Annotated in this window: 22 protein-coding genes; 14 read left to right on the top strand and 8 right to left on the bottom strand. The window is 43.3% G+C overall.

The features are described from left to right. Positions 1–102: 102 nt before the first annotated feature. Both KIT90_RS16085 and KIT90_RS16080 read right to left on the bottom strand, forming a co-directional pair. Positions 103–1,407 carry an inosine/guanosine kinase gene (locus KIT90_RS16085; protein WP_199483151.1) on the bottom strand — a complete coding sequence of 435 codons (1,305 nt, stop codon included), beginning with the start codon at positions 1,405–1,407 and terminating at the stop codon, positions 103–105. 129 nt (positions 1,408–1,536) lie between these two features. Beyond that, positions 1,537–2,010: a CreA family protein gene (locus tag KIT90_RS16080; protein ID WP_005441905.1), complete on the bottom strand. Its 474-nt coding sequence runs from the start codon at positions 2,008–2,010 to the stop codon at positions 1,537–1,539. A gap of 213 nt (positions 2,011–2,223) precedes the next feature. On the opposite strand from KIT90_RS16080, the gene KIT90_RS16075 reads away from it, so the two are divergent. The 3 genes from KIT90_RS16075 to KIT90_RS16065 all read left to right on the top strand — a co-directional run bounded on the left by KIT90_RS16075 (position 2,224) and on the right by KIT90_RS16065 (position 5,472). Further along, positions 2,224–2,733 carry a hypothetical protein gene (locus KIT90_RS16075; protein ID WP_039986342.1) on the top strand — a complete coding sequence of 170 codons (510 nt, stop codon included), beginning with the start codon at positions 2,224–2,226 and terminating at the stop codon, positions 2,731–2,733. 71 nt (positions 2,734–2,804) lie between these two features. After that, positions 2,805–4,559 (top strand): HD domain-containing phosphohydrolase, encoded by a 1,755-nt coding sequence (locus tag KIT90_RS16070; protein ID WP_285377570.1) that lies wholly within the window; start codon positions 2,805–2,807, stop codon positions 4,557–4,559. 244 nt (positions 4,560–4,803) lie between these two features. Further along, positions 4,804–5,472, top strand: a complete 669-nt coding sequence (locus KIT90_RS16065) for an HAD-IA family hydrolase (RefSeq protein WP_285377511.1) — start codon at positions 4,804–4,806, stop codon at positions 5,470–5,472. Positions 5,473–5,941: 469 nt separating this feature from the next. Here the strand turns inward: KIT90_RS16065 and KIT90_RS16060 are convergent, their stop codons facing one another. After that, on the bottom strand, positions 5,942–7,372 hold the full coding sequence (locus tag KIT90_RS16060) for a methyl-accepting chemotaxis protein (protein WP_285377509.1): 1,431 nt from the start codon (positions 7,370–7,372) through the stop codon (positions 5,942–5,944). 607 nt (positions 7,373–7,979) lie between these two features. On the opposite strand from KIT90_RS16060, the gene KIT90_RS16055 reads away from it, so the two are divergent. Together KIT90_RS16055 and KIT90_RS16050 are read left to right on the top strand one after the other, a co-directional pair. Then, entirely contained in the window at positions 7,980–8,576 is a 597-nt protein-coding gene (locus tag KIT90_RS16055) for an ACP phosphodiesterase (protein WP_285377507.1), read from the top strand. Positions 8,577–8,651: 75 nt separating this feature from the next. Next, positions 8,652–9,905 carry a DEAD/DEAH box helicase gene (locus tag KIT90_RS16050; protein WP_285377505.1) on the top strand — a complete coding sequence of 418 codons (1,254 nt, stop codon included), beginning with the start codon at positions 8,652–8,654 and terminating at the stop codon, positions 9,903–9,905. A 30-nt stretch (positions 9,906–9,935) separates the two neighbouring features. Here the strand turns inward: KIT90_RS16050 and KIT90_RS16045 are convergent, their stop codons facing one another. Then, positions 9,936–10,724: an EAL domain-containing protein gene (locus KIT90_RS16045; RefSeq protein WP_005441895.1), complete on the bottom strand. Its 789-nt coding sequence runs from the start codon at positions 10,722–10,724 to the stop codon at positions 9,936–9,938. A gap of 194 nt (positions 10,725–10,918) precedes the next feature. After that, positions 10,919–11,551 (bottom strand): hypothetical protein, encoded by a 633-nt coding sequence (locus tag KIT90_RS16040; protein ID WP_285377503.1) that lies wholly within the window; start codon positions 11,549–11,551, stop codon positions 10,919–10,921. Positions 11,552–11,681: 130 nt separating this feature from the next. On the opposite strand from KIT90_RS16040, the gene KIT90_RS16035 reads away from it, so the two are divergent. The 3 genes from KIT90_RS16035 to KIT90_RS16025 all read left to right on the top strand — a co-directional run bounded on the left by KIT90_RS16035 (position 11,682) and on the right by KIT90_RS16025 (position 13,204). Next, a complete protein-coding gene (locus KIT90_RS16035) occupies positions 11,682–11,924 on the top strand; it encodes a DUF2164 domain-containing protein (RefSeq protein ID WP_005441892.1) in 243 nt (80 codons plus the stop codon). 174 nt (positions 11,925–12,098) lie between these two features. Further along, positions 12,099–12,638, top strand: a complete 540-nt coding sequence (locus KIT90_RS16030) for a cytochrome b (RefSeq protein WP_285377501.1) — start codon at positions 12,099–12,101, stop codon at positions 12,636–12,638. Then, positions 12,635–13,204, top strand: a complete 570-nt coding sequence (locus KIT90_RS16025) for a YceI family protein (protein ID WP_009704468.1) — start codon at positions 12,635–12,637, stop codon at positions 13,202–13,204. Before KIT90_RS16030 ends, KIT90_RS16025 begins: the two co-directional genes overlap by 4 nt. 123 nt (positions 13,205–13,327) lie before the next feature. Here KIT90_RS16025 and focA read toward each other — a convergent pair whose 3' ends face one another. Then, positions 13,328–14,779 carry a formate transporter FocA gene (gene focA, locus KIT90_RS16020; protein WP_005441889.1) on the bottom strand — a complete coding sequence of 484 codons (1,452 nt, stop codon included), beginning with the start codon at positions 14,777–14,779 and terminating at the stop codon, positions 13,328–13,330. Between the two features lie 286 nt (positions 14,780–15,065). On the opposite strand from focA, the gene KIT90_RS16015 reads away from it, so the two are divergent. Both KIT90_RS16015 and KIT90_RS16010 read left to right on the top strand, forming a co-directional pair. After that, positions 15,066–15,971 (top strand): LysR substrate-binding domain-containing protein, encoded by a 906-nt coding sequence (locus tag KIT90_RS16015; protein WP_005441888.1) that lies wholly within the window; start codon positions 15,066–15,068, stop codon positions 15,969–15,971. 297 nt (positions 15,972–16,268) lie between these two features. After that, entirely contained in the window at positions 16,269–16,748 is a 480-nt protein-coding gene (locus KIT90_RS16010; protein ID WP_005441887.1) for a DUF1097 domain-containing protein, read from the top strand. Between the two features lie 126 nt (positions 16,749–16,874). Here KIT90_RS16010 and KIT90_RS16005 read toward each other — a convergent pair whose 3' ends face one another. After that, on the bottom strand, positions 16,875–18,509 hold the full coding sequence (locus tag KIT90_RS16005) for a DUF2813 domain-containing protein (RefSeq protein WP_285377499.1): 1,635 nt from the start codon (positions 18,507–18,509) through the stop codon (positions 16,875–16,877). A 273-nt stretch (positions 18,510–18,782) separates the two neighbouring features. On the opposite strand from KIT90_RS16005, the gene KIT90_RS16000 reads away from it, so the two are divergent. From KIT90_RS16000 to KIT90_RS15985, 4 genes are all read left to right on the top strand, one after another. Beyond that, complete coding sequence (locus tag KIT90_RS16000) at positions 18,783–20,525, top strand: bifunctional UDP-sugar hydrolase/5'-nucleotidase (RefSeq protein ID WP_285377498.1); 1,743 nt, start codon at positions 18,783–18,785, stop codon at positions 20,523–20,525. Positions 20,526–21,054: 529 nt separating this feature from the next. Then, positions 21,055–22,074 carry a TerC family protein gene (locus KIT90_RS15995; RefSeq protein ID WP_285377497.1) on the top strand — a complete coding sequence of 340 codons (1,020 nt, stop codon included), beginning with the start codon at positions 21,055–21,057 and terminating at the stop codon, positions 22,072–22,074. 279 nt (positions 22,075–22,353) lie between these two features. Beyond that, entirely contained in the window at positions 22,354–22,545 is a 192-nt protein-coding gene (locus KIT90_RS15990; protein ID WP_005451745.1) for a hypothetical protein, read from the top strand. Positions 22,546–22,682: 137 nt separating this feature from the next. After that, complete coding sequence (locus tag KIT90_RS15985) at positions 22,683–23,381, top strand: DUF1223 domain-containing protein (RefSeq protein WP_285377495.1); 699 nt, start codon at positions 22,683–22,685, stop codon at positions 23,379–23,381. Between the two features lie 5 nt (positions 23,382–23,386). On the opposite strand, the gene KIT90_RS15980 is transcribed toward KIT90_RS15985, so the two are convergent. After that, positions 23,387–24,292: a homocysteine S-methyltransferase family protein gene (locus KIT90_RS15980; protein WP_285377493.1), complete on the bottom strand. Its 906-nt coding sequence runs from the start codon at positions 24,290–24,292 to the stop codon at positions 23,387–23,389. Between the last annotated feature and the right edge of the window lie 114 nt (positions 24,293–24,406).

Raw genomic sequence — 24,406 nt, 5'->3', positions numbered from 1 at the left:
GTGCTACATCATAACAAAAACCACTAATTACTGCGCTAGATCAAAACAAAAAGGCCACCAAATGGTGACCTTCGCATATTTATTGCTCTAAGTACTTGGTTCTTAGCGATCCCAGTAGGTTTCTTCTAGGCTATCTTCACGCTCTGGTAGTGCACGTGATAGGCGAGGAGAGTGCTGAGTTAACACCTCGTAGCTTACACGGTTTGCGTACTTACAGATCTGAGATAGAGAAGAGTAAGTTAGGCAGCGTACTTCGTGTTTTTCAGAGTTTGGCACTTCTTTATGGTGGAACGAGTTCGCTGCCATGTCGTGTAGAAGCGCTGACAATGCTGCATCACCTGCACCGTTGGTGTTCTTGATCTCAAGTGGACCACCAAGGTAAGGGCCAATGTGTGAGTACACTTTCATTGGGTTCTGGCAATCGTCTTTACGCATTGCACGGCTGAACTCAAACTTGTTGAACTCTTCAATCGAGCCTTCAAGAATATCGTGCGTCGTTTCGCGTTTCACTTTCTCATCAGTGTACCCCGCCATGTAAAGACCGTCGGGACCTGCAGTACAAAGAACTAGGTCTACCCATTCCAGCGCTTTATTCGCTGCTGCAAGTGGATCGCCTTCGCCAGTCAGTGCTGCGCCTTCTTCTTCGTTCATTGCAACAACAGATACGTTATCGCGAATGTACTCTTGCCACCATTCAGCGTTGCCTTCGATCACATACTTAGTACCAAGTGTCAGTACTACAGGGACCTCGTGCTTCTTAGCAAACTCAATCGCACGTTGAACGGCTTGAGGCATTTGATCTTCTTCTTTACCACGCATTAGGTAAGAAGATACAACCAGAGCAGATGCTTTGGTAAATACTTCTTCTGGAATGCTCTCTGGAGAGAGTTTGTTCATGTGACCTTCGTTGATCGCGAAAGTACGTTCGCCATCGTGAGTGATCAGCGTGTAACAGCGACCAATTGGACCATCTACGGTTTGTAGGTGGTTTAGGTTCATACGAGAAGAGGTACGGCATAGGTAACGGTAAGCGAAAGAACCAACTTGAATGTTCTTTGACATAACACCAAGTAGCACTGATTTGCTGTCCGCAAGTACGGAGTAGTTATGAAGTGTGTTACCGATAGTGTCACCTGGGTACTGGTGAGTAATCAGACCTTGTTCTACTAGCTCTTCGTACAGTGCGTCCGCTTTGCTCTCTTCAAGAACGAGAGAATGTCCTTTACTTAGGTTGTATTTTTCTAAAAACGCATCATCTACGCGCGCTTCGATATCTACGATGGTTTGACCCACACCAACGACCGTCGGGCGGTACAATTTCGGTGCTTGTCGAATTTGGTTTACTAATGGATCTCGAGCGTGAGTTGGAAAGTAGTGTTTAGATTTTCGCTGACCAGGAAACTTCATGCTTGTTCTTGAGTGAGAAAAAAGAGGCGGGATTGTATCACAAAATTTTGAAAATCGTTCCGTTTTCTTGCAAAGAAATTTGCCCGCTGAAAAATTCAACGGGCTGCTGTTTTTACACACAAATTGGGGTTAATTTGTAGGAGTTACAGTCGGTTCTACATAAGCTTTTGTGCCATATAGAGGAACAGTCGATAAGCTATGTTTGAAACTGCCTTCCGTCTCTTTGGTTGTGTAAGACAAGTAAAGTAGCGTTTGGTTTTCTGGATCGTAGATGCGACGTACTTTCATGGTCTTGAAGAAGATGCTTTTTGACTTCTTGAAGACGACTTCACCAGATTTGCTTTTATCAATCTTAGCAATCATCTCTGGCGTGATGTCACCTGTTTGACGACATGAAATAGAACTGTCACTTGGATCAGACAGGCTTAAATTCGCCTCGATAGAAGCAATATGACAGGTTACACCCGTCACGACTTCGTCTTGTAGGTGGCCGATTTTGATGTCTTTCATTGTGAACATGCCCAGTGATACGTCACCCACTTCATTATCACTACACCCAGCCAGAACGGTTACCAAACCCAAAGCAAGCAAGCTTTTCTTCATTTTTCATCCCTTAATTAGGCTAATTTATTAGTTCAATTTATCAGACGCACACACTTAAAACAAAATTTGGCGTTACCTCAGGAGTTTAGCTAGGTTTGTAAGAGGCTTCATGCTAATGTACCGCTCCAGAACAGATGACGCCTACATTTCTAATCAAAGTCCTGTTTTTCATTCGCTGTAAAACACTAGGCTTGCAGCGCTTAAGGTAAGAAAATGAACCAACAACAATTAGAAAGCATCAACAGAAAAAATGCGTGGTTGCATGATTTAGTAGAAGTCGAATTTCCTACTAAAGAAAGCATTGAAGGGCGAGCCATCTATACTCGAATGCTCGACGCTTTAACCTACGATGCTGTCGATAAAACTACGCTTTTAGAAAACGGGCAAGAGTTAACAGGGGATGACATCTTCCTTGTTGATTTTCATAGGCTTACCGTGATGTTTTCGATTCTACAGTCACAACGTTGGTCGGATAAGCACGAGCAAGAAATGATCGTCGAATACTTAACTCAGATCATTTTGACGCCTGAGTTTGAGCTTTATGTCGGTTTTAAAGAAGGCGAGGCTGTAGCTGCTGCAATTGTTAGCCAATATGAAGGCAACACACTTGTTTCTGACATTACCGTTTCTCAAAACTTGGATAAATCGCAGTTTGTGTGTGATTTGGCGAAAAAATTGAACGACGATCAAAAGTTGTGTGAAACAATAGTCGTAGAAAATTGATCAATGTCGGTCCCAGTTGGGGATTTGGCATTTAATATGTGCAACAACATTCTTTCTCGGCTGGGCGACACATGGTTATGCGTTTGACGCGTTTATTGGCTCTATTTTTATGCCTAGGGACGGCCGCAGTCAATGCTGACCAAACGGATTGGGAAATCAAAAAAGTACTGGTTTTACATTCGTATGAGCCTTCATACCAATGGACCAATGACATTCAACGTGGTGTCGAAGAGGGCTTTGAGCAAACCAACAGCGAAGTCAAACTATCGATCGAATACCTAGACGCTAAGCGCGTGCATTCAGATGGCTATTTTCAAAACATGGCCAACTATCTGCAGCTCAAATATCAAAACTACAAGTTTGACGGCATCATCATCTCGGATGACGCAGCATTAGAATTTTCTAAACGTTATTTACCAAACGACGAGCGCGCTGTGCCTTTGGTGGCCGTTGGCATCAATAACACACAAGCGACGTTAGACTCTTTAAGCACTTCCGGTAGTATCTTGTATGAACAAGATAAAGTTACCGAAAACATTAAACTTATCATTAAGCTACGTCCTCAGATAAAGAACTTGTATTATCTCGCCGACAGAAGCATGACATCGGAACTGGTTCATGCTCGTGTTGTAGAAGAGATGAAGAAGTTTCCTCAAATCAATTTGATTGAGCTTCGGGATGAACCTTTGGCTGAAGCTGCAGATAGGCTCTCGAAAATCAACCCAAATGATGCCGTGCTGCTGACTCATTTCAACACAGAAGCGGAACAAGGCCATTACCATTCTTACCAAGAAGTGGCACACGTTATTGGCGCTAAAAGTGTTGCGCCTGTGTTTGTTTTGTGGGAAATGTACTTAGAAGAACCGGGTATCTTGGGGGGATTCTTAAATCGTTCGAAGCAATATGGTCACGAAGCCGCAGAGCTAATGGCTGCTAAGTTGGGGCTATCGATGACCAAAACCGAGAATGAATTGATTTCAGAAGCCGTTTTAGATTTCGTGGCCATTCAGAAATATGGTATCAGTCGCTACGACATTCCAAAGTCAGCCCACATTATCAATGCACCACCTCCTGCAGTAAAAGTTAATATCAAACTGTTGCTCTTTGCTTGTGCGCTGATAGTTCTGCTTTCTTTGGTGATTGTTAGCCAGTTTATGACCATTCGCCAGCGTAAGGTGATCGATCAGAAAAACCGCAAGATAGTGACCTTACAAAAGCGCACCTTGAGCGTTCAAAAGGAGATGATTCACGTTCTTGGCGAGGCGATTGAATCGCGCTCTGGTGAGACAGGACAGCACGTTAAACGTGTTGCTAGATTGTCTGCGACCTTGGCTGAGTTTTGCGGGTTAAGCCATCGTGAAGTTGAGATGATTGAAGTCATCAGCCCAATGCATGACGTTGGTAAGATTTCGGTTCCTGAATCTATCTTGGACAAAAGTGGCAAGTTAGATGAGGCTGAATGGGAAATCATGAAGCGCCATACGGTGAAAGGTTATGAATTGCTGAACAACCGTGAAGGCGAAATCACTAAGTTAGCCGCCATTGTTGCTCATGAACACCATGAGCGTTGGGACGGTACTGGTTATCCGAATGGCCTAAAAGGAGAGGAGATTCATCTCTTTGCACGCATTGTGGCGATTGCCGATGTGTTTGACGCCTTACTGAGTGAACGCTGTTATAAGCGTGCTTGGAGGGTTGAAGAAGTTGTGGATCTGTTTACGCGTGAAAAAGGCAAACACTTTGATCCAACGCTGAGCCAACTTCTATTGGATAATTTGGACGACTTTATAGAAGTGCGTTATTTATATCCAGATTCCGAAGTTTAACCCTTTCCTTTTGTATCGAGTGAAGTTTCATATTTCTTAATTTAGGGGCTTCATTCGGTGATCTCGCTTAGAAAATCATTAATTCCTCTTTCTCATTTCTACGAAATGCCAAGTCTGTCGTTTAAACATTTCTAAACTTACCTATCATGTTGATACATATTTAGTACAAATAAATAAGTCAATAAGGCCAAATAAATTGGTCAGCTAAAGTCTTTAAGATATTCAGCGTCGGGGGGAAGGGCGTATGGCTATTAACAATATTAAATGTGTCATCTTTGATTGTGATGGCACGCTAGTAGACAGTGAACGCCTGTGTTGTCAGGCCTTAGTGAACGTCTTTGGCCAATACGGTGCAGAGATGAGTTTTAGTGAATGCGTAGAGCACTTCAGAGGCGGTAAGCTTGCGGATATCCTTCGCGATGCTAAAGAGTTGATGAACTTAAATGTTCCGATTGATGTGCTAGAGCCACAATACCGTGACGAGTTACAGAAACTGTTTGTCCGTCATTTAAAGCCAATGGACGGTGCGAAACGACTTATCCACTTTTTAGATTCGCACAATATTGAGTATTGCGTGGCGTCTAATGGACCAAAAGACAAAATCGAATACTCACTTGAGTTGACGGGGTTGCTTGATGCGTTCAAAGGCAAAGTGTTTTCTGCATTTGACGCGAACAGCTGGAAGCCCGAACCAGACTTGATCATGTACAGCGCGATGAATATGGGCTTTTTACCAAGTGATTGCTTGTACATTGATGATACACCTAAAGGCGTTGAAGCAGGGCTTAACGCTGGCATAAAAACCGTACAACTATACAACGGCGCACCGATTAACTTAGTCGATGACGAGCGTGTTATTCAAATTACCCATCTAGATGAACTAAAAGAGCAGCTCTTAGGCTGCTCAGTTTAGTGACAAATATTACTCAAACTATGGATGTGTTTAAATTTAGTTTGTAGGTAAGGAGTTTGATGTAAGCACTGGATGGAAGAAAAGTTTTTTGTATGAAACCCGCAAGAGGCGCATGTGAATTTTTCACCATCGGATGAAATCAGATATTCATCGCATTGGCAGAGTGGACACTGGAGATCTTCAGTGTCTTTTGTTTTGTTGTAATTATTCATATTGTTCACCAGCAGCAAAATTAAATTGGCAAGATCTAGAATAGCCGAACACCTAACCTTTGAACATTCTTTAGTCGAATTCAGAGAATTATTTCGATTCACTTCAAAGTAAATTAAACAAGCACTCATTGAACGCTTGATTTAATTATTTTTCCGCTCGCTTTCCCTCGGCAATCTAATGGTTGCTTTTTGCCCGTTGCCGTTGATCGAGCATAAAAAAAGCTCCACATTGGGAGCTTTTTTAGCGTGTTCGTGTTTTAGGCTGTTCGGTATCGCTTCAATACTTCGCCAAGGGATTGAGAAGCTTTGGTTAAGTTTGCCACACCAGTTGTCGATTGTTCGGCGACTTCACGAATAGTATTGGATTGCGAACGAATGTCAGACAGCTCAGAAGCGATGTCATTCGCGACGGCACTTTGTTCTTCTGCAGATGTTGAAATCTGGATACTCATGTCCATTAATGAACGTGCAGAGTCGGCAATTGCAGTGACGTCACCACCAATTTCGTCAATTAACTGACTGCTTGTTTGTGCTTGTTGAACTGTACGGTCAGTGATAGACGCAATGTTCTGGCTTTCCGTTTGCAATTTCTCGATCATCGCTTGGATTTCGACTGTTGCCTGTTGTGTGCGGCTAGCAAGGGTACGAACTTCATCTGCGACAACTGCAAAACCACGACCTTGTTCACCAGCGCGCGCCGCTTCAATAGCTGCATTTAGCGCGAGAAGGTTGGTCTGTTCTGAAATCGCGTTAATCGTGGTAATCACATCGTTAATCTGTGTCGTGTTTTCGTTCAAACTGCTAACAGATGCGGATGCTTGTTCGATGTAACTCGATAGTGTTTCGATTTCCGAAATGACGCTTTGAACTCGATTGCGGCTATTTTCGATTTGCTGAGCATCTTGATCTGATTGCAAAGTAGCTTGCTGAGAGATACTTGAGACTTCTTTTGCTGAAGCCGTCATCTCTTCCATCGCTGTCGCAACAGAATCTAGCGTCTGGTATTGATGTGCGATTTGCGTTTCACTGAGCTTCATGTCTTGCTCAAACGCAGCGGATGTCTCACTTAACGTGTTGGCATTGTCTTTTACATTGTTGACAAGTTCTGTCAGCGTATCCATTGATTTATCTAGTGCGCAACCAATCGTACCAAACTCATCACGACCCGGATGAAAACCTAGGCGAGAAGTTAAGTCACCTTCACCAATTTTCTGTGTAGTGGTGTATAGCACCCAAAGCGCACCACCAAGGAAAGTCGCAACCCAATAGGTGAAAAGGGCGAATGGTACCATCCAAAGCAAGCTAAGAAGGAAAGAGGTTAAAGCGTCAGATTTTGCTTGCTCAAATTGGCGTGAAAGGTTTTCTGTCAGTTGGATTGCCTGACCGGAATTCAGCTTCGCATAAACCGTAACGGTGCCGTTGTTGAATTTGGCATCATTAACGTTGCTTACGTTTACCACGCCATTCACGCTGGCTACGTTTTGTACTTGAGCTTGAACTATGCCTGAGAGCTTCGCTTCTGCCGCAAGGATAGATTGCTGCTCAAACTGTTGAATATCATTGAAATAACGGCTTCCCGCCACTGAAGTTAAAGTCACTAGGAATAGAAGGAAAATGACCCACATTTTGTCGTTGATAGACATCTTTATAAATAACTTGTCTATCGTTCTAAACTCAACTTCTCTCATTTATAGCTCCATTTGAGATGAAAAGGGGATGAACAAACTTAGAGATATATCGAAACAAAATATGCGATGGTTATCAGCAAAATATGTAACGAGACGTTGATAGATTTCAAAATATGAGATCTATGATCGCTTATAACGGTACGTTGTCTCCATAAATGACAAAAAACTAAATAAAAATTGACAGTTTGTTAAAGAAAGACTGAGTGCAATTTAATGCAATTGGTGAACGAGGACGGGTTATTAGAGCAAACGTTTACTTATGATTTCTGTCATAGCTTTCTAAAACTTTACTTCTCGCTGTCATGAATGTGTCATATAAAGGCTATAAAAAGGAGTTGCTGTCATCGATGAAGAAAAGAAATGGCAGTAAAGATTGAAGCAAGCAGCTTCAGGAGATGTAAAACAAAAGGAGGTCACAGTGAGCGACCAATATCAAAACGACGAATGCCTAGAGATGCTAGATGCTCTTGAAATTGGTATTATCCTGTCGGACTACATTGGCTCAGAAGACGAAGCCGAATAAGTACAATTAGTACTCTCATCGCGTCACAACAGACGTTATACTAAGTTCATGTAAGACGAGCCAAAAGGCCACTCACAGCGTCTAATGAACTTTCTAGCCCACCTGCATATTGCAGATAACTGTAATAGCCATTTAATGGGAAACTTGCTTGGAGATTTCGTAAAGGGAGATCCAAGCAAGCAATATCAGACTGATATTTCCAATGGCATCAAACTCCACCGTTTCGTTGATCGTATTACCGACCATCATGCTCTTGTTGAAGAATGTAAACCGCACTTCACAGGTGTTGCTCGACGTTTCGCACCCATTGCACTTGATATGTTTTGGGACCATTGTTTAGCGAAACACTGGCGCACATTCAGCCCTCAATCTTTAGATTCCTTCGTTCGTTATGCGTATTGCGAAGTGAATAAACAAATCTCTGACGACCTTCCTCCGCGATTTTTAATGCTTCACAGCCGAATGTGGAGTGGTGGTTGGCTACAGTCATATCAAGACTTAGAAAACATCGAGTTTGCCCTTCATCGGATGTCCCAAAGAAGCCCAAGAATGGCTGACTTAACGACAACGTTCGAAGTTTTGGACAATGAATATGAGCAATTGGAAGCGAAATTTGCTGCGCTATATCAAGATGTGTTGAGTCAATCCGCTGAGTATCATCAACAGTTAATTAATTCATAACGTCTTGACTGCTAAAGGTAGTATGACCAAAGGGGCTCTGGTAAACTCTGCGCTCCAAAAATTATGAGGTTTATCATGTCCGTTAATTTCGCTGATCTTGGCATTGAACAACAGTTGGTTGATACCCTAAGCGGTATGAATATCATTACCCCGACTCCTGTTCAGGAAAAGTCGATTCCACATGTGTTGGAAGGTAAAGATCTACTGGCTGCCGCTCAAACCGGTACAGGTAAAACGGCTGCATTTGGTTTGCCGATCATTCAAACGGTTCAGCAAAAGAAACGAAACGGAACACCGCAAGCACTGATTCTTGTGCCAACGCGTGAACTTGCTCAACAAGTGATGGATAACCTGACGCAGTACTCAGCAAACACTGACCTTAAAATTGTTTGTGTTTATGGTGGTACGAGCATTGGTGTACAAAAGAGAAAGCTGGAAGAGGGCGTAGACATTCTGATCGCGACGCCTGGTCGCTTGCTTGATCACTTGTTTAACGGCAATGTAAACATCTCTAAAACAGGCGTTCTCGTGCTTGATGAAGCAGACCGCATGTTAGACATGGGCTTCTGGCCAGATCTGCAACGCATTCTTCGTCGTCTACCTCAAGATAAACAGATCATGTTGTTCTCAGCAACATTTGAAAAGCGCATCAAAACCATCGCGTACAAACTGATGGACTCTCCGGTTGAAGTGGAAGTGTCGCCAGCAAACACGACAGCAGAAACTGTTAAGCAGATGGTTTATCCAGTCGATAAAAAGCGCAAGCGTGAGCTACTTGCTTACTTAATTGGTTCTCGTAACTGGCAGCAAGTGTTGGTGTTTACAAAAACCAAACAAGGCAGTGATGAGTTGGCCAAAGAGCTTAAACTGGATGGCATCAAAGCGGTTTCTATTAACGGTGATAAATCACAAGGTGCTCGTCAACGTGCACTTGATGAATTCAAAGAAGGCAAAGTACGTGCGCTGATCGCGACAGATGTGGCGGCTCGTGGTTTGGACATTCAAGAGTTAGAGCAAGTGGTGAACTTCGACATGCCGTTCAAAGCCGAAGATTATGTTCACCGCATCGGTCGTACTGGTCGCGCAGGTAAATCTGGTTTGGCTGTTTCTTTGATGAGCCGCGATGAAGAGTATCTATTGCATGCTATCGAAAACCTGCTTGACCAACGTTTGCCGCAAGAATGGTTGGAAGGTTTTGAACCGAGTTTAATTGAAGAGGTTGAACCGGAGCGCAATGGCGGTGGTCGTCGTAAGAGTCGTTCATCAGAAAAACGTAAGATGAAGGCGAAACTGGCGATTCATAAAAACCGTGGTAAGAACCGAAAATAAAAAGATGATGGCATTCATCAGTAACTCTGATTACGCCGTCTTTGCTTCCCGGTAGGCTTCAAGCGTTTGTGGCATTGCCAATAAGTAGCCTTGATACATATCGAAACCGAGCTTTTTCATTAAGTTAAGTTGATGCTCGGTTTCAATTCCTTCTATAACGGTTTTTGAGCGAATATCTTTTGCCAAAGACAACGCTTCCATCAAACAAGAAAAATCACCATTCTCATATCTCAATAACAGCGAACGATCGATTTTAATGATGTTGGGTTTTACACATCTAACGCGTTCTATTGTTGAAGCATCAATGCCGTAATCGTCTATTGCCAATAAATAGCCGTTATCGCTTAGCTCTTTTGTTGCTTTGTATAAGAAGTTTTCGTCGCTCGCATCGAGCTCTACCAATTCCATCACAATCTGTTCACGGCACAAATCCGCTTCAATAATGGACTGCTTTAATAAGTTGCTATAGGAAATGTCTTTTGCGAGCATTTCTGCTGCTTTTGGTAGAACGTTGAGAAAGAGCTTTTTATTGCGAAACTTGGATTGACCAAAGTTACTGATGTGAATGAGACGGCTTAGTCGCTCAACGTTGATTTGATCTTCTGTAGGAATCGTAGTGGATTGAAAGAACTGGTCAGGTCGAATCATTAAGCCATCTTGGTTACTAATACGAACCAAGGCTTCTAGACCGATAATGGAAAGATCTTTTTGATAAATAGGTTGAAACACGCTTCGCAATGTCAGCTGTTTATATTGCGCGATGTACTGACCATCTACTTGTTTTAAAATGCAGCTAAGCAGCTGCGAGATACTCATCATTATTGTTGTAACCTAGACCAAGACACTGTATTGATGCTTAACTGATTGTTGTGCATCTAGTTTTACTTTAGTTTCTTGAATCTAAGCGGGGAGCGTAGGCAAGGCAAGCGAGATAGCTCAACACACTCAGAAATATCGACCCGCCTCAAACAAATCGCTGAATGAACTGATAATCTACCCGTTGCTATTTGATGCTACCACTGTAAAACCGCATACAGCTGAATGTACTTTCTTACCTGTTGTTGTTTATTGGAACGTCGTAAAGGGTGGCCGAATTTGATGTAACAAGGGCTGATCCCAAAACGTGTATCTAATGAATGAGTCAGCTGTGATTCGCTGGTAAACAGGGTAATACCTTGCTCTGTATACTCGTTAATCGGTTCTGGTAATTCTCCCATCCACCAGTGCAACAGCTCACGGCTGGTTTTGCTGCGACTGATCCAATGATCGCTGACTAAAAACAATAGGTCGTTAGGCTGCAGCGCATAACCATATTCACTTTGCCATTCCGTTATCGAAGAGAGCAGGTTCTCTCGGCATGAGTTACCAGCACTGACTAAATGGTGGCTCAATACCCAAACCGTTCCAATTTCAGATGAGATTCGGTAGTGGTGAGGCAGGTCGGGGGCATCAAGTACTTCAATAGGTTTAATGGCACTGCTATGACCAAAGTGACGAAAAGTGTGCTCCATGCGTCGAGCAAATGCGAGGCCGAGGTGGTGTTCACTCATACCTTGGTTATGCACCGCAGGATAATGCTTCTCACACAGTTTGAGACAATCGTCCTGAAAATCATTGACACTTTGGATGACTAAGTCGAGTAGCAAAGAATATCCCTTAACGGTTAACAAATAGAACGGCGAAAGGTTAGCATAGTCCTTTTAGGATAGACTAATTTAGATAGGCAACTTCTTGATCTAAACATCAAAATTGAGAATAGAGTTCCGCAGGTAAAATATGATCAAACTAGAAAGAGCACAAAAAGAAGCATTGGCGACAGCTATACAAGATTACATGCAAGACGAGTTGGAAGTGGAAATAGGCCAGTTCGACAGTGAGTTTTTGATTGACTTCATCACTGAAAAACTAGCGCCTATCTACTACAACAAGGGCATCGAAGACGCCAAAACCGTGATCGAACGACGCATGTTAGAAATGACGGATGAACTGTATGAGATAGAGCAAGAAGTTCAACTCTAAGTGTCCGATTTTTAAATGGTTTGAAGTTCCTTCTAATTTTTCGAACAAGTTGTTTAAAAAGGTATTATTGGTTTGATGTAAAGGATGGTAAATAATCTGTTGCATACAAGGCAAATAAGTTAATGTTGTGTTTCTTGCTCAACATCAACTTAGGAAGATATCTAGGAACGTGAGATGGAAACACTGGTAAAGAACTACAACGTGCCGGCGAGAGCGATGCATTGGATTTCAGCGCTTTGCATTATCGGCTTGTTTGCTGTGGGTCTGTGGATGGTCGATTTAAGCTACTACAGTGAATGGTACCAAACCGCACCACATTATCACCGCTCTGTGGGCATTTTACTGGCAATACTCACTTTAGGTCGCATCGTATGGAAACATGTGACGGCGTCACCAAAAGTAGAAGGTAAACCTTACGAGGTATTTGCAGCAAAAGCCGCACATGGGGTTATGTACCTGTTGCTTATTACTATCTTTGTTTCAGGTTACCTCATTTCAACATCTGATGGTCGCGGTATCGAAGTATTTAACTGGTTTACCGTACCAAGCGCAGGGGAGTTATTCCCTGGTCAATCAGACATTGCAGGTGAAATCCACTTTTATGCAGCTTGGGCTGTGATCCTAATGGCTGGATTGCATGCTGCTGCTGCACTCAAACATCACTTTATCGATAAAGACAACACATTAAGAAAAATGTTAGGAGCTTCAAAATGAAAAAGTCACTTTTCGCTACAGGATTAGCAATCGCTATGGCACTACCATTTGGTGCTAACGCTGCAGATTATGTTATCGATACTAAAGGTGCTCACGCATCAATCAACTTCAAAGTTAGCCACCTAGGTTACAGTTTCATCAAAGGTCGTTTTAATACATTTTCTGGTGACTTTTCTTTTGATGAAAACAACATCGCTGACTCTAAAGTAAACGTAGTGGTTGATACGACAAGCCTTGACTCAAACCATGCTGAGCGTGACAAGCACATCCGTAGCGGTGATTTCATCGACGCAGGTAAATACAGCGAAGCGACGTTCAAGAGTACAAAAGTTGTAGACAAAGGTGACGGTAAACTAGACGTAACGGGTGACCTTACTCTTCATGGTGTAACGAAACCAATCACAATCGAAGCGGAATTTGTTGGTGCAGGTAACGACCCATGGGGTGGTGAGCGTGCAGGCTTCATTGGTCAAACTCGTCTTGAGCTTGCTGATTTTGAAATCCCAGTAATGGGTTCTTCAAGCTACGTTGATATGGAACTGCACATCGAAGGTGTTAAGAAGTAACTTCTAGCTCCTCTCGCTATACCTCGTTCTTAACGACATAAATGAAGAAAGCGCTCTAAATAGAGCGCTTTTTTATTGGTGCCAACTTGTCTTGCTAGTTGCTGGTTATTCGTTGTAATAGTCTTATGCAGTTTCTAGTACTTTGTCTTCAACTAGGTTTAGACGTTCGCCGTAAACTGGACGTAGTGCTTTTAGTACTTCGTTACGTGTTACTACACCAACCATCAAACCGTTTTCTAATACAGGAAGCACTTGTGGCTTGCTTACTTTGATGCTCTTAGCACGCTCTTCAAGAGAAAGAGAAGTAAAGCGCGTCGCCATGCCCATACTTGTTGTTGGGTAAAGTTGTTCTTTATCGATACATAGGAACTCAACTACATCCACCAAACGGTCACCAGCGTCAATCGCTACAACGTCACGGCTCATCAAATCTACCACTTTCTGTTCTTGAGCTGGGATGTAATCTTGGCACCACAATTCAACCATTACGTCGTGTGCTGAGAAGAAACCAACCAAACGATTGTCGATGTCAACAACAGGAGCACTGATTAGATTGTTGTCCAATAGGGTATCTAGTGCAGTTGAAACTGGCATTTCTACGCTCAGAGTAACTGGGCTCGGGTTCATGATTTCTTTTACAATTGATGCGTTTTTCATAGTGCTTTCCTTAACTGACGTTAGTGTTGTAGTGTTTGTAATGGATGAAATTTTTGCTGCTTTTAGTTCTGGTCGGCGGTAGATACACCAGTTAGCTAAGCCAACTAACACAGCGCCGCCAACAATGTTGCCCAGAGTCACTGGAATTAAGTTTGCAGTGATAAAATGGCCAACATTTAGGTCTGCGTATTGAGAAGCTGATACGCCAACCGAAGTCCAGAAAGTTTCTGGTGCGAAATTCGCGATTACAATGCCTAGCGGTACCATGAACATGTTTGCTACACAGTGCTCAAAGCCACTGCTGACGAACATTGCCACTGGCATGATGGTCATCGCTGCTTTTGTCATTGCATTTGCAGAACTGAACGTTAGCCAAATAGCAAGACAAACCAATAAGTTACATAGAATGCCCAGTGCAAATGCTTGTACCAATGTGTGGTGTAGCTTGTGCTGTGCAATGTTTAGTGCGTTTAAACCCCATTGACCCGCATCCATCTGGTACAAGCCAGCAGCGCTTACCAATGCAAGTAGGAACATCGCACCGATGAAGTTACCTACATAAACTTTGCCCCAAATCGACAACATTTTGCCGAATGAGATTTGTTTGTTTGCCCATGAGATGCTCGAAAGCACTGAGCTGGTAAACAACTCACCACCACAAATGACGATGAGTATCAAACCCATACTGAATGCTAAACCACCTGCAAGACGGCTAAGCCCCCAACCAGCGTCCGCACTACCTGTTGTCACTGTGATGTAAAACAAGAATGCTAAACCGATGAATGCGCCTGCCATAATTGCCAAACCCAGTGTCATGCCGCTGGTTTTGTTTGCTTTGCTAAGGGCAAACTTCTCAGCTTCAGCCATCATTTCTTTTGGTGAGAAATACTGATGATTTTGAGAGCTGGTCACCGCCATATTGACTCCTTAGTTTGTGGTTCCATAGAAACTCCTTGGTTAATGAAATCGAGGCATTTACTGCGCTCGAAAGAGAAGGTGTTATTGTTTTTTGTTGCGGTGTTCCCGAACCGCATATCCAGATTAAGCGGACGAGTGGTACAGGTAAAATTGATAATATTTAGAATCCTCATCAAATTATTTGATAAGTTTTTCAAGGCAGGTAAAATGAACTTCATTGCGTATTAACGCAGTATTTTTGGGGTTGCGAGAGTATGGTGAATACTCGCCAATTAGGGAGGAAACTTTGCGCTACTCACTTAAGCAATTAGCGGTTTTTGACGCAGTTGCAGATACCGGCAGTGTAAGCCAGGCCGCAGATAAACTGGCTCTGACACAATCAGCGACGAGTATGTCGCTCGCTCAGTTAGAAAAAATGCTTGGCAGACCTTTATTTGAAAGGCAAGGCAAGCAAATGGCGTTAACGCATTGGGGGATGTGGTTAAGGCCGAAAGCAAAGCGTTTGTTACAAGACGCACTGCAAATCGAAATGGGATTTTATGAGCAACATTTGCTGAGTGGACACATTCGATTAGGTGCGAGTCAAACGCCGGCAGAACACTTGGTTCCTGACCTTATCAGTATCATTGATAACGACTTTCCAGAGATGCGAATTTCGTTAGGCGTGCAAAGTACGCAAGCAGTCATTGATGGTGTTCTAGATTACAAATACGACCTAGGCGTTATTGAAGGTCGCTGCGATGACAACCGTTTACACCAAGAGATTTGGTGTCGTGACCATCTTACCGTAGTTGCAGCGTCTCACCATCCATTTGCACGTAACTCGTCTGTGAGCCTAGCGCAACTAGAGCAAGCAAAATGGGTATTGCGTGAACACGGCTCTGGAACTCGCAAGATTTTTGATAGTTCAATTCACCATCTTATTGAAGATTTGGATGTATGGCGTGAATATGAACACGTGCCAGTACTTAGAAGTTTAGTGTCGAATGGCCAATACTTAACGTGTCTGCCATACCTTGATGTAGAGCGTTACATCGAAGCCGGTGATTTGGTTGCATTGAACGTACCTGATTTAAAGATGGATCGAACGTTGTCATTTATCTGGCGTGCCGATATGGCGGAAAACCCGCTGGTTGATTGCATTAAGCGTGAAGGCTTACGCATGATGAAGGGTAAACCTTCAGTGCTTTAAAGCGATATTCGAAACAAAATAATCGTATCTTAGAAAAGGCTCTGCATATCGCAGGGCCTTTTTTGTCATTTATTGCTCGTTTTGCCCAATTTATTGTGACTTTGTTATTTTCGAAATCTGTTGATTTATCGGTTGCGTCAAATTTAAAGTGTAAAAAATGAAACGATATGAACTTTAATGTGATCGTAATCACCGAAGTATTCGATCTATATGCCTAGTATTGACTGCCTGATTTCAATGTATGAAGGCAGTTTTCGAACCATAACGGTACGAAACTAGCAAGCGGGTAAGAATACCATGACAACACTTTTAGCAATCTCTATTACCACTGGCATTCTCTCTGGCGTGTGGGGCTGGATCGCGATCTCCCTAGGCCTATTATCTTGGGCTGGCTTTCTTGGTTGTACAAGTTACTTTGCATCCCCGACAAGTGGCTTGAAAGGCTTAGGAATTAGCTTAATCACCAACATGAGTGGTGTTTTCTGGGCGATGGTGATCATCTACGGTTCGACTTATGCAGGGCTAGAGATTCTTGGCTATGTAATTACTGCTGTGGTTGCGTTTTTCATGTGTATTCAAGCTAAGCAAGCTTGGTTGGCGTACATCCCTGGTACTTTCATTGGCTCATGCGCGACTTTTGCTGCAGACGGCAATTGGCAACTTGTAGTGCCATCGCTGATTTTAGGTGGCGTGTTTGGTTACCTAATGAAAGCAACAGGACTTTGGTTACATGCGAAATCAGCCGCTACTTCTTCGCTTGCTGAGCAAGTACAGTAGTGAACCCCCGATCTTATTTGTATCCGCTGTGTGTTGAGACTTATCCCGCTCAATACCGTTAATCAAAATTACTGATTCTTGATACAAGCACACCCAATTGGTGTGCTTTTTTTTGTCTTCGAGTTGTCACGTGTTGCCATTTGCCATGGTTACCACGCGTTTAAGCGTCCAGCGAAGGAGTACAGGAATGCATTCCATGCCTCTCTCTTCACAGTTTGCGACTATCGCTAAGGCTAAATCTGGCTTAGCCTGTTTTTTCAAAACACGACTCACGACTTTCTTGGCGGGCATGGGATGATCATGAGGAACTTTGATAATGTCCTTAAAGAATAATTCAAAGCCATTGTTGTAAAGGAAGTGCTCAATGTCTCTGTCTGGAAGTTCTGTTAATCGATGACGTTCTTGGTCATTTTCCAGGTGTGCGCGAACAGTATGGGCGTATTTCTTACCTGCAGGGTCTCCATCTGTCACCACGTGCCAATCAATGCCGAATTCCTTCGCAACTTTGACCAGTGATTTCAATCCCGATTGAGCAAACTCAACAATCTGCACGCCCTCTGCGGCCAAATCATACCCGCATTGACGTGCTAATTCGTTGAACAACCAAACCTCGGTTTCGCCCTCGACTAAAAGCCAGCAGCGTGCAAATAAAGCACCAGCACGGTGAAAACGGATATGGAAGCCAATGCGACGCAATTGATCGACACTGAATCGATTCGTGTTGAGTGATTTTGCAATGGTACGGTCAGACAGACGCATTAAACGACGTATAGAGGCGAGAGGAACCGACCCAAGCAATCGTGCACTGTTTGTCGTTAGAATCTTCTGCATCGGAAGAAGTTGCAACAAGCTCCAAGCACGAGAGAGATGGGTAGGGTGCAAACGTCCTTCTGGATCTTCGATGATCAAAATCGGTCGAGCACAACGTCTTAAATCGGTCGGTCCTTTTGCTTGAAGGTAAGCATTAAGCAAGCCCATTAACAATAGACGTGATTGTTTGTTGTTTGTCTCTTTCAAAAACTGTGGTAAGCCTTTGTCTGAAGAAGGGCTGGCGTAAAAAAGTCCATCGCGTGGTTTTCGAGGGTTGCCTTTTTTTACGCTTCTGAAAGCGAAGTAATGCTCCACTAAGGTTTGCATTGAATCTAAGCTGCTTCGTACTTCACCTTTATTTACATGGCCAGGCATGGCAAACAAGCGACGGCATGTATTGTTAATGCGCTTCTCAATGCGGGCGTTTTTATTTTCACCGTTAATGTGGTTGGGCTGAGGGAATCGACGCGAATCGCGTAATCGGATCACTGGGTGTAACGTCATCAACTCAATTGCGAGCTTTTCTGAATGATGAAGCTGCTTAGGTTCACCATCACAGTCTAAAAATGCATATTTGGTGGTAATATGGTGCCCATCGCGCGTCGCACTTAAGCGATAGTAAATGACGTTCTCGTTATCAGCATTTACACACCAAGTTGGTTTGATCCGGCGATAGCGCCCGGCGTTAACCTCTTGCTTATCTTGAGCTTTGAAACACAAGACGATTTGAAGGTGTTGCGTCTGTGGATGAGAAATGGCGTAATCGACGTGAAAATCCGTCATTTCAAATTGATAAAGCGAGCCATTAGCTGGCAGTGCGAGGGATAGGGCATCAAGAAGGGAAGACTTACCCCAAGTGTTTTCGCCGATCAGAGTTGTCAGCTCGTCAAAAGAGAGTGAAAGGCGTTTGATGCCTCTAAACCCAGAGATTTCGATGCGTTCTAGTCTCATCTCACTCCTCCTTGCAATTATTTGAATTATCGAGGGTTCTTTTGCTTCTCCTAAGCATATATGAAATTGATTTAGGCAAGTTAAGCTCAGTTCACAAATTTAAGAGCAATCAACCTATGAATACAGACCGTTGAGGCGTACAGTCACTTTCAAATTCGTACGTAAGATGAATCTTGATCACGTTAAAATGAAATGACAATTTCTCTGTTTCATAAAATTCATGATTCTGTCATGATTCAGTTCTAATAATTAAAAGGAATGAAAAGAGAGAAGATGACAATGAATAAAAATCATAAGCCAGTCAGAATCAAACTGGCACACATCAATGACACTCATTCCTACTTTGAGCCAACGTCATTACAGCTAAAACTCAATATTGATAACGAACGTACACTAGAGCCTTACGTGAGCGCTGGTGGATTTTCACGTATTGCAACGCGCGTAGAGCAGCTTCGCGATGATGCTCTACGCCAAGGTCAGGGCATGTTGTTTCTTCATGCTGGCGACTGTTTCCAAGGCACGTTGTATTTTTCGTTATTTAAAGGCAAAGCAAACGCCGACTTATTAAACGCGCTAAACATCGATGCGATGGCTTTAGGTAATCATGAGCTGGATATGGGTAATGAGCCCGTTGCTTTGTTTTGTCAGCGTACCAACTTCCCGTTGCTTGCCGGTAACTGGGACCTATCAAATGAATTGCCAACAAAAGATCACCGCATGGGCGATTGCAATAACGTATTGAGCTTCGATACGACAACTCAAAGCGCGCAATATCTGGTGAAAGAGTTTCACGGAGAGAAAGTTGCCATCTTTGGTCTGTCTATCGACAAGATGAGTGACATTGCCAACCCAGATGCCGATACGCCATTCATCTCTGCTATTGAAACGGCAAGACATACTGTTGAGCAAATTCATCAAACGGGCATCAAAAACATCATCCTTTTGAGTCACTTAGGTTATGAAGGGGATTTAGAGCTCGCAGCGCAAGTGGATGGCATTGGTATTATTGTGGGAGGCCATAGCCATAGGTTACAAGGTAACTTTGCGGCAATCGGTTTGGGCGAAGACGACCCTTATGGTGTTAAAGTCAACGATACTTATGTTGTCCAAGCCGGTTATCACGCATTGACCATGGGGCATTGTGTCCTTGAATTTGATGAAAACGGCAAAGCGAACATGTTAAGTGGTCAAAATGAGTTGCTACTCGGAAGACGAATTTTCTGGGACTCGACACTAAATGAGCAGCTTGACCAAGGTGTGTTCGAAGAAGCATGTGACTTTATTCATGGTCAACCAAACGTGGTCGTTTGTAAAAAGCACCCAGAGACACAAGCGATCTTAAGCGATAAGTACATCCCGAGAGTACGTAAGCTTCAGTCACAAGTGATTGCCAATGTGACAGAGAAGAAACGTCATGTGCGTGTTCCTGATGAATTTGGTGGAAGCGAACTTGCTCCGGCAGTCGCACACTCTTTCTTGTATGCGCTTAACAAGCGTGGCCACAACGTTCAATTTGCAATTCATAATGCGGGAGGCGTGCGTACTTCTCTCAATCCGGGAAATATTACTGTGGCAGATGTTGCCGGACGATTGTTGCCATTTGCCGTTCCAATCGGTTGTTATGACGTGCAGGGTAAAGTGGTTCGCCTAGCATTAGAAGGCGCGATCAATAATGCACTGAACAACGGCGTTGAAGGTACCGGTTCTGGCAGCTACCCATACACACATAACTTGAATTTTGAATACCAAGCAGACGCTCCAAAAGGCCAACGTATTAAAAACCTGCAAATTTTTGATGGTAAGCGTTGGTGTCAGATTGACGATGAGGCTTGGTATCGTGGTGCTTCGTCTGCTTATACCATGAAAGGCAAAGAGGGCTATGAGGCGCTGCTGGATATGAAAGGCGAAGGCTTCGTCAGCAACCTTTCTATGGCGGATTGCTTTATTGAATTACTTACGGATGAACCAAACTGTTTGAACCAAGGTCACAAACTTTACTCGCAGAAGAATCAATAACCGTTATTGGTATCCTTTTTGCTCTTTTCCTGATGCACATGCGATTAAGAGGGAAGAGAGTATGTGGAAAAAAGATTGGGCTGACGCAGCGGTTGTCGTTGCTTGGGTCGCAGTTTGGTCAACACTGGTTTACTTTGTACCGTTAACTGGTTTTTAAAGACCGACTATTCAACAAATGAGGGGCGCATAAGTGCTCCTTTTTTGTATCTGAACCGCTTCAAATTCATGACGTTGATAAACATTCTTCACAAAATTCTTTGTTGTTATCGATAACGATTTTTTGTTGGATATCGACGTAAGCAGGGGTATGATGGCGGCGTTTGGGGAGTAGTTAGCGCAAGTTTATTTATCGTCATCTCGTTAAGCATCAGCTTATCCGGTAAATAAAGGTGTCACTTGATTCGTCATGTGATCACTTCAACGAGACCAACGCATTCATTGACTAGCAGACACATGGGTAATGTGACTGTTGGTTTGTATTGTTTGCGGAAGGTCAGCCCGAATAATGTCCTTCCGCATGGGAGGAAGCATGTCTCTTATCGAAAATACCACCCAATTATCCCAGTCTGTTCCACTGCAAGAATCACTGACAATGTACGGTGTATTCGGCCTATTTACTTTGGTTTTAGTCGCTCTCGATATCTATCAGACTCGTGGCGGCGTGATTACCATGAAAAAAGCAATTGGTTGGAGCGTATTCTGGTTCTTATTAGCGTTTGTCTTTGCAGGCTCTATCTATTTCTTTTGGGATTATTACGCGCCTCATAGCGTTTATACGCACGAAAAAGCGACCATATCATTCTTAACCGGTTACTTGCTTGAGAAATCGTTAAGTGTCGATAACTTGTTTGTGTTCGCAATCATCTTTGCGCAATACAAGGTGCCTGAGCATTTGCGTCCACGCGCTCTATTGTGGGGTGTGATTGGTGCATTGGTTCTGCGTGCAATCATGATCGCAGTAGGTGCTCAATTACTTGCTCAATACCATTGGGTACTTTACCTATTCGCAGCATTCCTAATTTGGACAGGTATTAAACTGGCGCGAGATAAAGGCGAAGAAGAAGAGGTGAACCCATACCCAGAGCAGTTCATTCGTAAATTCTTACCGGTGACAGAAGAGTATCAAGGTAACCACTTGATCTTGAAACAAGCAGGTAAGTGGGTTGCAACGCCAATGTTGATCGTTGTTGGTGTGATTGCGGTGATGGACGTGATGTTCGCACTAGATTCGATTCCTGCAATCTTTGCAGTAACGCGTGAACCATTCTTGGTATTAGCGGCTAACGTGTTTGCTCTGCTTGGCTTACGTTCTCTGTACTTTGTACTGCAAGCAATGTTGGACAAGTTTGTGTACCTAAAACCAGCGTTGTCAGTGATCATGATGTTCATTGGTGTGAAGATGCTACTGGTTGGCACGCAATACGAAATCCCAACGGTTTGGTCATTAACTTTCCTAGTGACAGTGATGACGACAGCGGTTATTGCTTCTATCTATAGGAACAAAGAAACCAATAGCTCTAGCGTTAAAATTACTAATCAAAACTCTTAAGTATTTTGTAAATTCAAAATCCTTCAAAAGATTATTTGGTTAATTAAATGTTGCAAATAAACTTGGATTTACCTGTGTAAATCCAAGTTATTCAACTAAAGATTCGCTTTATTGAATAAATATGCGGTTAGTTGGATTTTGTATTCTTATGGTTTGTAACGGAATTGTTTTATAAGAAAAACTAATCTGAATAACCAAATTTTGTCATTTTTTGCTCAGAGAAAAAATGACTAATATACAACCAACAAAACAATTTACTGCTTTTAAAGAGAGGCAATCATGGCACAAGCAATGCAAATGACAAATGTAGCTTTACCAACCTCTATGGATAAGAAGACCTACGCGGTTAACTTCAAAGGATTGATTGCTCACTTACTAGATATTCTTTTCGTAGACAACTCTGCACCTCGCAGCTACTACGCAGAAGACCTATCTGCACACATTCAGAAAGACATCGGTATGTACCGTTAATCTGAATGGAAAGCGAATTCGAAATGCCGGCTTAATCGCCGGCATTTTTGTATCTGAAATCGCCACATCTAAAACCGCATTGAAAGCTATCTGTCGCTAGCACGGTCATAGTCAGTATCAAAGAAAAGGAGCTGTCTATGATTAACGCGATTGCACTTGTTGCTATTACCAGTCTTTCAGCATCACAAAGTTGGGTTCATGAAGGACAGCCCGCACAAGTGATAGAACTGTTTACCTCCGAAGGTTGCTCAAGTTGTCCACCAGCGGACAAATACCTTTCTACGTTTGAATCCAACCCTGATTTGTGGGGAAAGTACATTCCCGTTGCCTACCACGTTGACTATTGGGACTATCTTGGCTGGAAAGACAAATTCGCAAAGCCTGAATTCTCGCAACTGCAACGTTTGTATCGTGCTTATGGTGCGGTAGGGAGTGTCTATACTCCGGCATTTGTCGTTGATAGTGAAGAATGGCGCGGATTCTTCAATTGGCGCAAGCGCGTATTACCCAGCAACGACAACGAGAAAGCCCAATCACTAGCACTAGAGCGCTCTGGCAACCAATTCACTCTACGATTTGAAGAGAATGGCACGTATGACGCAACGATTGTGTTTCTCTCAAGTAATGAAACCACACCGGTTAAGCGCGGTGAAAACAGAGGTAAAGTACTAGAACATGATTTTGTCGCATTAGAGAAGCAACAAGGTCGCTCAAAGAACGGAGAGTGGATGTTCAAGCTCAATCAACCCATCAAGAACATTGATGCTGTTGCTGCGTGGGTGACTGAGCCGGGGACCTTTAATCGTGTTCAGACTGTCGCGGGTGAGATTCGATAAGCGAACTAGAGGGACGCCTTCCAATCCGAAAGCGCTTTGATGTGTTCTGGTCCAATACCGCAGCATCCACCTATAATGGTAGCCCCGCGCTGATGCCATTCTTGCGCAAAAGTTAGATATTCCTCTGGTGAGAGTTCACGCATCGATTGTAATGCGCTGTTGGCTTCGTGGTTAGATTTGATTGCGGTGAAGTTGTTCGCGTATACCCCAATTTCAATATCGAGCTTATGTTGGTTTAAAACTGCTTTGGTATCACTGACAGCTTTTGCCATTACTTCAGGTACTGAACAGTTAAAGTAAACACTGATGGTATTGGTGTTATCTGCACTTTGTGCAACATGCTCAATGGCTTGGATCACGGTTTCCCCAGAACGCAACAGCGCGGTTTCCAATGAGTCATCATTTAAAGAAAAGGCATACGCAGTAGGTTTGGTGCTACTTGTGAAGACTCTTTGTAAACACTTTAGCTCTTCTAGGCTGCAAATGGTTTCCGCTAACCAAAGATCAACGTAATCCTCTTGAGCTTCAAACAAAGTCCTGAAAATGATTTCACCTAATTTGGGTTCGAACAGATCTGGTCGATAACTACCAAACGCTGGTGGAATACAACCTGCTACTTGAACGAGTGTCGATGACTTATCTGCACATTCACGAGCAATTTGGGCTGCAAAGCGTGCTAGGTCACTGCCTTTCTGGTCGTAAAGTGCTTGTCCAAGGTGGAATGGCACACAGGCATAACTGTTGGCGATGATGATCTCTGCGCCAGCGTGGATAAAATTGTTATGCGCTTGGTAAACGAATTCTGGCGATTCAATCAGAGCTTGTGCGCTCCAAAGTGGTTGAGAGAATGGGGCTCCCATGCGTTTCAGTTCTCTTCCCATACCGCCGTCAAGGATGGTTAACTTCTTCATACTACAATCCATCTAAATTCTTCCTGGTTGAACCTTAAATGAAAATAGCGATGAGCGAAAGTGACGAACGGAAAAGGATAGGCCGAGTAAGTGGGCAGATAAGTAGCGAGTTAG

Source organism: Vibrio sp. B172a, from assembly GCF_030248355.1.
Lineage (GTDB): Bacteria > Pseudomonadota > Gammaproteobacteria > Enterobacterales > Vibrionaceae > Vibrio > Vibrio owensii.
This window is presented reverse-complemented; position numbering and strand designations above follow the sequence as displayed.

What these genes read in the sequence shown, in the direction of transcription:
- KIT90_RS16085 (WP_199483151.1), bottom strand. Translation starts at nt 1,407, where the DNA reads ATGAAGTTTCCTGGTCAGCGAAAATCTAAACACTACTTTCCAACTCAC.
- KIT90_RS16080 (WP_005441905.1), bottom strand. Translation starts at nt 2,010, where the DNA reads ATGAAGAAAAGCTTGCTTGCTTTGGGTTTGGTAACCGTTCTGGCTGGG.
- KIT90_RS16075 (WP_039986342.1), top strand. Translation starts at nt 2,224, where the DNA reads ATGAACCAACAACAATTAGAAAGCATCAACAGAAAAAATGCGTGGTTG.
- KIT90_RS16070 (WP_285377570.1), top strand. Translation starts at nt 2,805, where the DNA reads ATGGTTATGCGTTTGACGCGTTTATTGGCTCTATTTTTATGCCTAGGG.
- KIT90_RS16065 (WP_285377511.1), top strand. Translation starts at nt 4,804, where the DNA reads ATGGCTATTAACAATATTAAATGTGTCATCTTTGATTGTGATGGCACG.
- KIT90_RS16060 (WP_285377509.1), bottom strand. Translation starts at nt 7,372, where the DNA reads ATGAGAGAAGTTGAGTTTAGAACGATAGACAAGTTATTTATAAAGATG.
- KIT90_RS16055 (WP_285377507.1), top strand. Translation starts at nt 7,980, where the DNA reads ATGAACTTTCTAGCCCACCTGCATATTGCAGATAACTGTAATAGCCAT.
- KIT90_RS16050 (WP_285377505.1), top strand. Translation starts at nt 8,652, where the DNA reads ATGTCCGTTAATTTCGCTGATCTTGGCATTGAACAACAGTTGGTTGAT.
- KIT90_RS16045 (WP_005441895.1), bottom strand. Translation starts at nt 10,724, where the DNA reads ATGATGAGTATCTCGCAGCTGCTTAGCTGCATTTTAAAACAAGTAGAT.
- KIT90_RS16035 (WP_005441892.1), top strand. Translation starts at nt 11,682, where the DNA reads ATGATCAAACTAGAAAGAGCACAAAAAGAAGCATTGGCGACAGCTATA.
- KIT90_RS16030 (WP_285377501.1), top strand. Translation starts at nt 12,099, where the DNA reads ATGGAAACACTGGTAAAGAACTACAACGTGCCGGCGAGAGCGATGCAT.
- KIT90_RS16025 (WP_009704468.1), top strand. Translation starts at nt 12,635, where the DNA reads ATGAAAAAGTCACTTTTCGCTACAGGATTAGCAATCGCTATGGCACTA.
- focA (WP_005441889.1), bottom strand. Translation starts at nt 14,779, where the DNA reads ATGGCGGTGACCAGCTCTCAAAATCATCAGTATTTCTCACCAAAAGAA.
- KIT90_RS16010 (WP_005441887.1), top strand. Translation starts at nt 16,269, where the DNA reads ATGACAACACTTTTAGCAATCTCTATTACCACTGGCATTCTCTCTGGC.
- KIT90_RS16005 (WP_285377499.1), bottom strand. Translation starts at nt 18,509, where the DNA reads ATGAGACTAGAACGCATCGAAATCTCTGGGTTTAGAGGCATCAAACGC.
- KIT90_RS16000 (WP_285377498.1), top strand. Translation starts at nt 18,783, where the DNA reads ATGACAATGAATAAAAATCATAAGCCAGTCAGAATCAAACTGGCACAC.
- KIT90_RS15995 (WP_285377497.1), top strand. Translation starts at nt 21,055, where the DNA reads ATGTCTCTTATCGAAAATACCACCCAATTATCCCAGTCTGTTCCACTG.
- KIT90_RS15990 (WP_005451745.1), top strand. Translation starts at nt 22,354, where the DNA reads ATGGCACAAGCAATGCAAATGACAAATGTAGCTTTACCAACCTCTATG.
- KIT90_RS15985 (WP_285377495.1), top strand. Translation starts at nt 22,683, where the DNA reads ATGATTAACGCGATTGCACTTGTTGCTATTACCAGTCTTTCAGCATCA.
- KIT90_RS15980 (WP_285377493.1), bottom strand. Translation starts at nt 24,292, where the DNA reads ATGAAGAAGTTAACCATCCTTGACGGCGGTATGGGAAGAGAACTGAAA.